At 70.1% G+C, this 8,154-nt stretch carries 10 protein-coding genes; 1 reads left to right on the top strand and 9 read right to left on the bottom strand.

Annotation, left to right across the window (positions count from 1 at the left end):
• The 6 genes from ABDW35_RS26470 to phnG all read right to left on the bottom strand — a co-directional run.
• On the bottom strand, window positions 1-218 hold a 218-nt coding region (locus ABDW35_RS26470; protein ID WP_343716851.1), incomplete at its 3' end, for an ATP-binding cassette domain-containing protein.
• A gap of 3 nt (window positions 219-221) precedes the next feature.
• Window positions 222-998: a phosphonate C-P lyase system protein PhnK gene (phnK, locus tag ABDW35_RS26465; protein ID WP_343716850.1), complete on the bottom strand. Its 777-nt coding sequence runs from the start codon at window positions 996-998 to the stop codon at window positions 222-224.
• Window positions 995-1,954: an alpha-D-ribose 1-methylphosphonate 5-phosphate C-P-lyase PhnJ gene (locus tag ABDW35_RS26460; RefSeq protein ID WP_343716849.1), complete on the bottom strand. Its 960-nt coding sequence runs from the start codon at window positions 1,952-1,954 to the stop codon at window positions 995-997. The genes phnK and ABDW35_RS26460 overlap by 4 nt, the downstream gene beginning before the upstream one ends.
• Before the next feature lie 126 nt (window positions 1,955-2,080).
• Complete coding sequence (locus ABDW35_RS26455; RefSeq protein WP_343716848.1) at window positions 2,081-3,202, bottom strand: carbon-phosphorus lyase complex subunit PhnI; 1,122 nt, start codon at window positions 3,200-3,202, stop codon at window positions 2,081-2,083.
• 4 nt (window positions 3,203-3,206) lie between these two features.
• Window positions 3,207-3,812: a phosphonate C-P lyase system protein PhnH gene (phnH, locus tag ABDW35_RS26450; RefSeq protein ID WP_343716847.1), complete on the bottom strand. Its 606-nt coding sequence runs from the start codon at window positions 3,810-3,812 to the stop codon at window positions 3,207-3,209.
• Window positions 3,809-4,264 carry a phosphonate C-P lyase system protein PhnG gene (gene phnG, locus ABDW35_RS26445; RefSeq protein WP_343716846.1) on the bottom strand — a complete coding sequence of 152 codons (456 nt, stop codon included), beginning with the start codon at window positions 4,262-4,264 and terminating at the stop codon, window positions 3,809-3,811. Before phnG ends, phnH begins: the two co-directional genes overlap by 4 nt.
• 112 nt (window positions 4,265-4,376) lie before the next feature.
• Between phnG and phnF the strand changes: the two genes are divergently transcribed.
• Complete coding sequence (phnF, locus tag ABDW35_RS26440) at window positions 4,377-5,111, top strand: phosphonate metabolism transcriptional regulator PhnF (RefSeq protein ID WP_343716845.1); 735 nt, start codon at window positions 4,377-4,379, stop codon at window positions 5,109-5,111.
• An 8-nt stretch (window positions 5,112-5,119) separates the two neighbouring features.
• Here the strand turns inward: phnF and ABDW35_RS26435 are convergent, their stop codons facing one another.
• The 3 genes from ABDW35_RS26435 to ABDW35_RS26425 form a co-directional block, all read right to left on the bottom strand.
• The gene (locus tag ABDW35_RS26435; protein ID WP_343716844.1) at window positions 5,120-5,458 is read right to left on the bottom strand and encodes a hypothetical protein; all 339 of its coding nucleotides are present in this window, start codon (window positions 5,456-5,458) and stop codon (window positions 5,120-5,122) included.
• A 211-nt stretch (window positions 5,459-5,669) separates the two neighbouring features.
• A complete protein-coding gene (gene oxlT / locus ABDW35_RS26430) occupies window positions 5,670-7,004 on the bottom strand; it encodes an oxalate/formate MFS antiporter (RefSeq protein WP_343716843.1) in 1,335 nt (444 codons plus the stop codon).
• A gap of 421 nt (window positions 7,005-7,425) precedes the next feature.
• On the bottom strand, window positions 7,426-8,154 hold a 729-nt coding region (locus ABDW35_RS26425; protein WP_343716842.1), incomplete at its 5' end, for an NAD-binding protein.

Here is an 8,154-nt window from a genome sequence, read left to right as displayed (position 1 = left end):
ACCAGCACCTGCCCGGCCGAGGCCAGGTAGTTGCCGTAGAGGGTGCGCATGAAGGTGCTCTTGCCCGCGCCGGACGCGCCGCCCAGCACCACGCATTCGCCCGCGGCCACGGTGAAGTCGACGCCGGCGAACACCGGCAGCCGGACACCGTTTTGGTTGTGCAGCACGAAGGTCTTGGACAGGCCGGAGACCTCGATCATCGGAGTCGCGTTCGGCATGGCTCAGACCTGCAGGACAGAGGAGACGAGGAGCTGGGTATAGGGGTGCTGCGGGTCGTCCAGCACTTGGTCGGTCAGGCCGGTCTCGACCACCCGGCCGTGCCGCATCACCATCAGGCGGTCGGCGAGAAGGCGGGCGACGGCGAGGTCATGGGTGACCAGCACCACGGCGATGCCGAGCCGGCGCACCAGGCTGCGCAACAGGTCGAGCAGCCGGGCCTGCACCGAGACGTCGAGGCCGCCGGTCGGCTCGTCCATGAACACCAGGCGCGGGTTGGTGACCAGGTTGCGGGCGATCTGCAGCCGCTGCTGCATGCCGCCGGAATAGGTCGCCGGCCGGTCGTCGATGCGGCCGAGATCGAGCTCGACCTTCGCCATCCAGTCCTGCGCCTGGCCGCGGATGCGGCCGTAGTGCCGGGCGCCGACCGCCATCAGCCGCTCGCCGACATTGGCACCGGCGCTGACATCCATGCGCAGCCCGTCGCGCGGGTTCTGGTGCACGAAGCCCCAGTCGGTGCGGGCCAGCATCCGCCGCTCCGGCTCCGACAGCGCGTAGATGTCGATCAGGCCGCGAACGCGGGTGTCGAAGGCCACCGTGCCGGCGCTGGGTGCCAGCCGGCCGGAGATGCAGTTGAGCAGCGTGGTCTTGCCCGACCCGCTCTCGCCGACGATGCCCAGCACCTCACCGGGCGACATCTCGAAGGCGACGTCGCGGCAGGCGACGGTGTCGCCATACAGCTTGGTGAGGCCCTCGACCCGCAGCAGGATGTCGCCGCTCATGCCTCGGCTCCCTTCGGCGCATGCGCCTGCTCGCCATGGGCTTGGTGGACGGCGCGGTCATAGGCGGCCACCGCCTCGCCGCTCAGGCTGCCGTGATGGCCGGCATCGCGCCGGGTGCGGCAGTGATGGCTGTCGGAGCAGACGAACATGTGCCCGCCGGCGTCGTCGAGCACGACCTCGTCGAGATAGCTGTCCTCGGCGCCGCACAGGGAGCAGGGCTGCTCCCAATGCTGGATCTCGAAGGGATGGTCCTCGAAATCCAGGCTGACCACCTGGGTATAAGGCGGGATGGCGTAGATCCGCTTCTCGCGCCCCGCCCCGAACAGCTGCAGCGCCGGGTTCATGTGCATCTTCGGATTGTCGAATTTCGGGATCGGCGACGGCGCCATCAGGTAGCGGCCATGCACCATCACCGGATAGTCGTAGGTGGTGGCGATGTGGCCGTAGCGGGCGATGTCCTCGTACAGGCGGACATGCATCAGCCCGTAATCGGCGAAGCCGTGCATCATCCGGGCCTCGGTCTCGCGCGGCTCCAGCCGCCGCAGGGGCTCGGGCTGCGGCACCTGGTAGACCAGGATCTGGCCCTCGGCCAGCGGCTGCTCCGGGATGCGGTGGCGGGTCTGGATTACCGTGGCCTCGCCGGTGTCCTCGGTCGTGGCCACCCCGGCGACGCGGGCGAAGAAGCGGCGGATGTTGACGGCGTTGGTGGTGTCGTCGGCGCCCTGGTCGATCACCTTCAGCACGTCGTCCGGGCCGATCACGCTGGCGGTGACCTGGATGCCGCCGGTGCCCCAGCCATAGGGCACCGGCATCTCGCGGCCGCCGAACGGCACCTGGTAGCCGGGGATCGCCACCGCCTTCAGCAGCGCCCGGCGGATCATCCGCTTGGTCTGCTCGTCGAGATAGGCGAAGTTGTAGCCGGGGTCGCGAGCTACAGCAGTGTTCACGTCAGACATCGCTCTGCCCTCTCACCCACTTCCCTTCTTCGTCATCCCCGCGAGAGCGGGGATCTCGAAACGCACCCACCGGCGGGAGATTCCCGCTTTCGCGGGAATGACGATCAGGGGAAAGAACACGGATCCTCATTCCGCCGCCTCCTTCCGGGTCGCCGCGTCGTCCGCCGTCTCGCGGGCGTGGCGCTCATGCTCCGCCCGCAGCCGGCGGATCAGCTCCAGCTCGGCCTGGAAGTCGACGTAATGCGGCAGCTTGAGATGCTGCACGAAGCCCGAGGCCTCGACATTGTCGCTGTGCGCCAGCACGAACTCCTCGTCCTGGGCCGGGTAGCGCGCGGCCTCGCCCAGGTCGCGAGCCCTGAGCGCCCGGTCGACCAACGACATCGCCATCGCCTTGCGCTCGCAATGGCCAAAGGCCAGGCCGTAGCCGCGGGTGAATTGCGGCGGCGCCGACTTCGACCCGGCGAACTGGTTCACCATCTGGCATTCGGTGACGGTGACCTCGCCGATCTCGATCGGAAAGCCCAGCTCCTCCGGCACGATCTCGACCGCCACCTCGCCCAGCCGGATCTCGCCGGCGAAGGGGTGGTTGCCGCCATAGCCGCGCTGCACCGAATAGCCGAGCGCCAGCAGGAAGCCCTCGTCGCCCCGCGCCAGGTTCTGCAGCCGCTGGTCGCGGTCGGCCGGCAGGGTCAGCGGGTCGCGGGTCAGGTCGACCGGCTCATGCCCCTCCGGCGCCTGGGCCTCGCGCTCGATCAGCCCCTCGCGGTTGAGGATGTCGACCACGCGCGGCACCGGCCCGTCCAGCCCCGCCTCGCCCTCCGGCGCCACTGGCGGCTCGCCCGCGGCGGCCAGGGCGAAGTCGATCAGCCTGTGGGTGTAGTCGTAGGTCGGACCCAGGATCTGGCCGCCCGGAATGTCCTTGTAGGTGGCGGAGACGCGGCGCCGCACGGTCATCTTCGCGGTGTCGATCGGCTCCGACATGGCGAAGCGCGGCAGCGTGGTGCGGTAGGCGCGCAGCAGGAAGATGGCCTCGACCAGATCGCCCTGCGCCTGCTTGATCGCCAGCGCGGCGAGGTCGCGATCGTACAGCGACCCCTCGGCCATCACCCGGTCGACGGCCAGGCCCAGCTGCTCGCGGATCTGGTCCGGGGCGATCTCGGGCACCGCCGGATCGCCGCGGCGGGTTTCCGCCACCAGCGCCTGGGCGTTCTCGATCGCGCGCTCGCCTCCCTTGACGGCGACATACATCGGATCAGCCCTCCCAGCGGGTGGTGCGCGGCAGGCCCAGCATCCGGTCGCCGCAGGTCAGCAGACAGTCGACGCCGAGCGGATAGGCGGCGCCATTGGCCGCCCAGTCCTCGCGGAACCAGCCCGGCAGGCCGGCGATACGGGCGGGCTCGGCCGTTGCGATCCCCGGGCCGGTGAAGCGGCCGGCCTCCGGCCCGTCCAGCGCCGGCACCTCGATCACCAGCGTCGCCGAGCGGTCGGGGTAGCGGTCCTCGCCCAGCGCCAGGCCGCCGAGGCGCGGCAGGGACGCGGCATCGGCCACCAGCAGGAAGGCGGCGGCCGCTGGGTCGGCGACCAGCGGCGCGCCGGTGTGGAAGCGCAGGAAGCTCTGCACCGCCGGGGTTGCCAGGGCCGGGTCGAGCCAGACGGGGGTGTCGAAATCGACCAGGGTCAGCGCCGCCGCCGTCATGGCGCGGCCCAGCGGCGCCGGCGCGGCCAACGGCTCCGGACAGGCGACCGGGCGGCCGGGCCGGGACATGGCGTCGAGCACGGCGCGGAACACCGACTGGCTGCCCAGTACCGGGTCGGCGAAGCCGGGCAGCAGTGCCGCCGAATCGAGGATGGCGGTCATCGCGGATTCTCCCCCCGCACCATGGTGAAGAAGTCGACGCGGGTGGCCGCCGCCTTGCGCCGTGCGGTCGCACGCGCCTCCACCTGGGCCTCGCGCAGCGGCGCGATCAGCGCAGCCTCGACCGTGTCGCGCCGGTCAGTCTGCAACAGGGCGTCGGCGCGGGCCGCGATCTCGGCATGACGGCGGTCGCGGCCGGCGACATAGGCGAAGCCCAGCACCTCGCTGCCGTCCAGCCGAACGGTGCAACGCGTCACCGTCATCTCGCCGAGGGCGAAGGCCATGCCGTCGCCGCCGGCGCGGCCGCGCACCATCACCATGCCGGTCTCGGCCGGGCGCAGCGTGGTGAAGCCGGTCTCGTCCCCGAGATCGGACCACAACTGCTGCAGTCTCGCCGGATCGGCCTTGGCCAGCACAGCCATCCAGTCGCGGCGCTCTTCAGTTTTCTCGATCATAGACTGATAGACCTATTGCCCAGTCATCTAGTCATCCGTATGTTTAGATCATGAATGAGACTCGACGACATCCGCAAGTCGGGATGGATGAAATTTGCGTGACGGACCTGGCATGACTTTGCAGACCTCCCTCAGCCGCGGCGCCGGCGTCGCCCTGTGGCGCCAGATCAGCGAGACGCTGGAGCGCGAGATCCGCGACGGGGTGCACCCGGCCGGGGCCCGGCTGCCGACCGAGGCGGAGCTGTCGGAGCGGTTCGGCGTCAACCGCCACACGGTGCGGCGCGCGATGGCAGAGCTGGAGGAGCAGGGCCTAGTCGATGTCACCCAGGGCCGCGGCACCTTCGTCCATCTCGGCGCCATCGCCTATCTGATCGGCCGGCGCACGCGGTTTCACGAGAACATGAAGCGGGAGAATCGCGCCGCCCGGCTGGAGCTGCTGGAAGCGGCGACTGAGGCGGCCTCCGCCCAGATCGCGCGGGAGCTGGAGGTGCCGGCCGGGACGCCGGTGATCCGCCTGGACACGCGGTCGCATGCCGACGGGCTGCCGCTCAGCCTCGCCAGCCACTACTTCCCGGCGGCGCGCTTCCCGGGGCTGGTCGAGATCTTCCGCGAGACCGGCTCGGTGACGGCCAGCTTCGCCCGCCTCGGCGTCACCGACTACACCCGCCGCCGCACCCGGGTCTCGGCCCGGCTGCCGGATGCGCGGGAGCAGCGGCTGCTCGAGATTACCCGCACCCGGCCGGTGATGGCGACCGAGGCGCTGAATGTCGACGCCGAGGGCGCGGTGGTCGAGTTCGGACTGTCCAGCTTCGCCAGCGACCGCATCCAGCTTGTCTTCGAGGGCTGAGGCCGGGGTCAGAAGCCGCCGAAGCTGCAGGCCTGGCGATCACCGAGGCCCGCCGCCGCGCCGAGAAAGGCCAGCACCGCGGTGATCGCCAAGACCGTGCGCCACCAGCTGCGGGTGTAAGGATACCGGATCGCCAGGGCGAAGGCCCCGATCAGCAGGGCCAGGGTGACCGGCCAGACGAAGAAACCGCCCGCGATCACGATCAGGATCGCCCAGCTGACGGGATCGCCGGAGGTACAACTGGCCAGGGTGTACACCAGCGCCGCCGCCAACATCCAGGCCAGCAGCACCAGGGTGTTGAGCAGGAACCGGCCGAGCATGCGGATGATGGTGGGTGCGTCGGACATGGCCGCATCGTCGGGTCGGATTGTGGCGGATCTGCGAAGTGGCGCGGCACGGCATGCCGAAACGGAAACCGGCCGGGAGGGTCGCCCCTCCCGGCCCGGCTCTTCCATCCCGCGGAGCATCGCTCCGAAAATCCCCGGCCGTCCTGGGGACGGACGCGTGACGGCCGGGTGAGGTCCCGGGGGGCCGGCACGGATGCGCCGGCCCGGTCGCCTAGTTCGCGCTGGCCAGCCGGCCGCTGTGGCTGGCCGCCCGCTCCGGCTGGGCCGCGGCCAGGGCCGAGGCGTTGCGGGCATGGTGGCGCTGCAGCATCGGCCGCAGGATCAGGACCGCCGAGAAGGCCGCGATCAAGTCCATCGCCGCGACGGTGTACAGCACCGTCGACCAGGTGCCGGTCGCCTCCATCAGCAGGTTGCCGAACGGCACCAGCAGTGCTGCGACGCCTTTGGCGCAGTACAACACGCCGTAGATCTTGCCGAGATGCTTGGTGCCGAAGGTGTCGCCGGCGGTGGCGCTGAACAGCGAGTAGACCTCGCCCCAGGCCAGGAACACCACGCCCGACAGGATCAGGAAGGCCCACGGGTTGTGGCCGAAGGTGCCGAGCGCGACGATGCCGATGCCTTCCATGGTGAAGGCGATGAACATCGTCTTCTCGCGCCCGATATGGTCGGACACCCAGCCGAAGAAGGGCCGCGAGATGCCGTTCATGATGCGGTCCAGCATCAGGGCGAAGGGCAGCGCCGCCATGGTGAAGAAGAACAGGTTCACCGGCATGTCCTTGACGCCGAGATCCTGGGCGATGACGCCGAGCTGGGCCACCGCCATCAGGCCGCCGGTGACGGTGCAGATGAACATGAACAGCATGACGTAGAACACCGGCGTCTGCAGCGCCTCGCCCAGCGTGTAGTCGCGCCGGGTCTGGGCGACCTTGGTCGAGTGCTTCACCTCCTCCTTGCCCGGCGCGCGCAGGAACCAGGCGGCGGCGAAGATGATGCTGCCCTGGATCAGGCCGAACCAGAAGAAGGCGGTCTGGTAGCCCGAGCCGGCGATGACGCTGGCGATCGGGATGATGGTCAGGGCCGATCCGGCGCCGTAGCCGCCGGCGGTCAGGCCCACGGCCAGGCCGCGCCGGTCCGGGAACCATTTCAGCGCGGCGTTGACGCAGGTGGCATAGACGCAGCCGACGCCAATGCCGCCGATCGCGGCGCCGACATAGAAGCCGGTCAGCGAGGTGGCGTAGGAGTTCACGACCCAGGACAGGCCGGTCATTACGCCGCCCACCAGCACCAGGGCGCGCGGGCCATATTTGTCGATGAAATAGCCTTCGATCGGGGTCAGCCAGGTCTGGACGATGACGAAGATGGTGAAGGCGGTCTGGATCGCGGCGCGGCTCCAGCCATAGGTCTCCTGGATCTCCGGCACGAACAGGGTCCAGGCGTATTGGATGTTCGCGGCGGCGACCATGCAGACGATGCCGGCGATCAACTGGATCCAGCGATTAGTCGGAGCTCTCCCCGTCCCGGCGCTCGCGTTGGAAATCGCACTCATGGCGATGGCTCTCCCAGTGTTGTGTCGTTCGGCCGGTCGTTGATTGCCGGCGGTTCTTTGGCCCCTGAAGGCCTAGGCCGAGGAGGGATACGGGATCGGACCGGCCGACCGGGGCCTCCGGAGACCGGCCCTGAACGATCCCGGGACTCCGGGCAGGGCCTGCAAAGGCGAGGGGGCGCTGAGCGCCAATCGAGTCTTGGAGGGTGTCAGGCGCTGAGCGCCGCTGCTGCATCGACGCCGGGCCGTCGCGTCTCGTCGCCCGGATGCGCGACCGGCGGAAACGGGCCGACCAGGGTCACTCAGATGTCGGCCGGTCCGCCCGCGACCAGTCATGATTGGCAAGAGTCCAACTGGTATACAGTATGTAATATGTCTGAACCGCTATCCCTGCGCAACAGATTTGCAATCAGGGCTGAGAGAGTCACGCGGTTTGCGTGACTCCCGGCGGCACCGCCGTGTTGGCAGTCAGGGCCTCGGCCATGCCGCGGGCGATCTCGCGCTCGCCCATGATCACCGCGTCGGCGCCGAGGCTGCGCAGATGCTCCACCTCGGCGTCGGAATGCGCCCGGGCGATGATGGCGATGCCGGGATTGGCGGCCCGCGCCTGAGCGACGATCTGACCGGCCTCGAACGCATTCGGCACGGCGACGGCGAGCTGCCGCGCCGCCGGCAGGTTGGCCAGGCCCAGCACCTCCGGCGCGGCGGCGTTGCCGATGATGGTTTCGATCCCGGCCTCGCGCAGCCGGGCCAGCGGCTGGTCGGCGTCCTCGATCACCAGGAACGGCCGGCCGGCCGCCTGCAGGGCCGCGCCGATCAGGCTGCCGACCCGGCCATAGCCGACCAGCACGACATGGTCCGTCAGCGCCGTCGGCACCGCCGGCTCGTCCAGGGTCGGCTCAGGCACGGGCGGCACGGCGGGGGCCGGCGTGGGCTCGGCCGACGGCGCCTCCTCGTCCGGGATGGCCGCCGGGCCGCCCGCCGGCATCGGGACCGGCGCCGCGCGCTCCAGCAGCGGCCGCAGCCGGCCGAAGGCGTTGAACACCACCGGGTTGAGCAGGATCGACAGGATCGCGCCGCCGAGGATCAGGTCGCGCCCCGCCTCCGGCAGCAGCTGCAGCTTCACGCCGAGCTCGGCCAGGATGAAGGAGAA

It is taken from the genome of Inquilinus sp. (genome assembly GCF_039594555.1).
GTDB lineage: Bacteria > Pseudomonadota > Alphaproteobacteria > DSM-16000 > Inquilinaceae > Inquilinus.
Note: the sequence above shows the minus strand (reverse complement) of the source record. Positions and strands in the feature narration are given on the sequence as shown.

Coding starts and splice junctions, on each gene's coding strand:
- phnK (WP_343716850.1), bottom strand. CDS start 998: ATGAGCGGCGACATCCTGCTGCGGGTCGAGGGCCTCACCAAGCTGTAT.
- ABDW35_RS26460 (WP_343716849.1), bottom strand. CDS start 1,954: ATGTCTGACGTGAACACTGCTGTAGCTCGCGACCCCGGCTACAACTTC.
- ABDW35_RS26455 (WP_343716848.1), bottom strand. CDS start 3,202: ATGTATGTCGCCGTCAAGGGAGGCGAGCGCGCGATCGAGAACGCCCAG.
- phnH (WP_343716847.1), bottom strand. CDS start 3,812: ATGACCGCCATCCTCGATTCGGCGGCACTGCTGCCCGGCTTCGCCGAC.
- phnG (WP_343716846.1), bottom strand. CDS start 4,264: ATGATCGAGAAAACTGAAGAGCGCCGCGACTGGATGGCTGTGCTGGCC.
- phnF (WP_343716845.1), top strand. CDS start 4,377: ATGACTTTGCAGACCTCCCTCAGCCGCGGCGCCGGCGTCGCCCTGTGG.
- ABDW35_RS26435 (WP_343716844.1), bottom strand. CDS start 5,458: ATGTCCGACGCACCCACCATCATCCGCATGCTCGGCCGGTTCCTGCTC.
- oxlT (WP_343716843.1), bottom strand. CDS start 7,004: ATGAGTGCGATTTCCAACGCGAGCGCCGGGACGGGGAGAGCTCCGACT.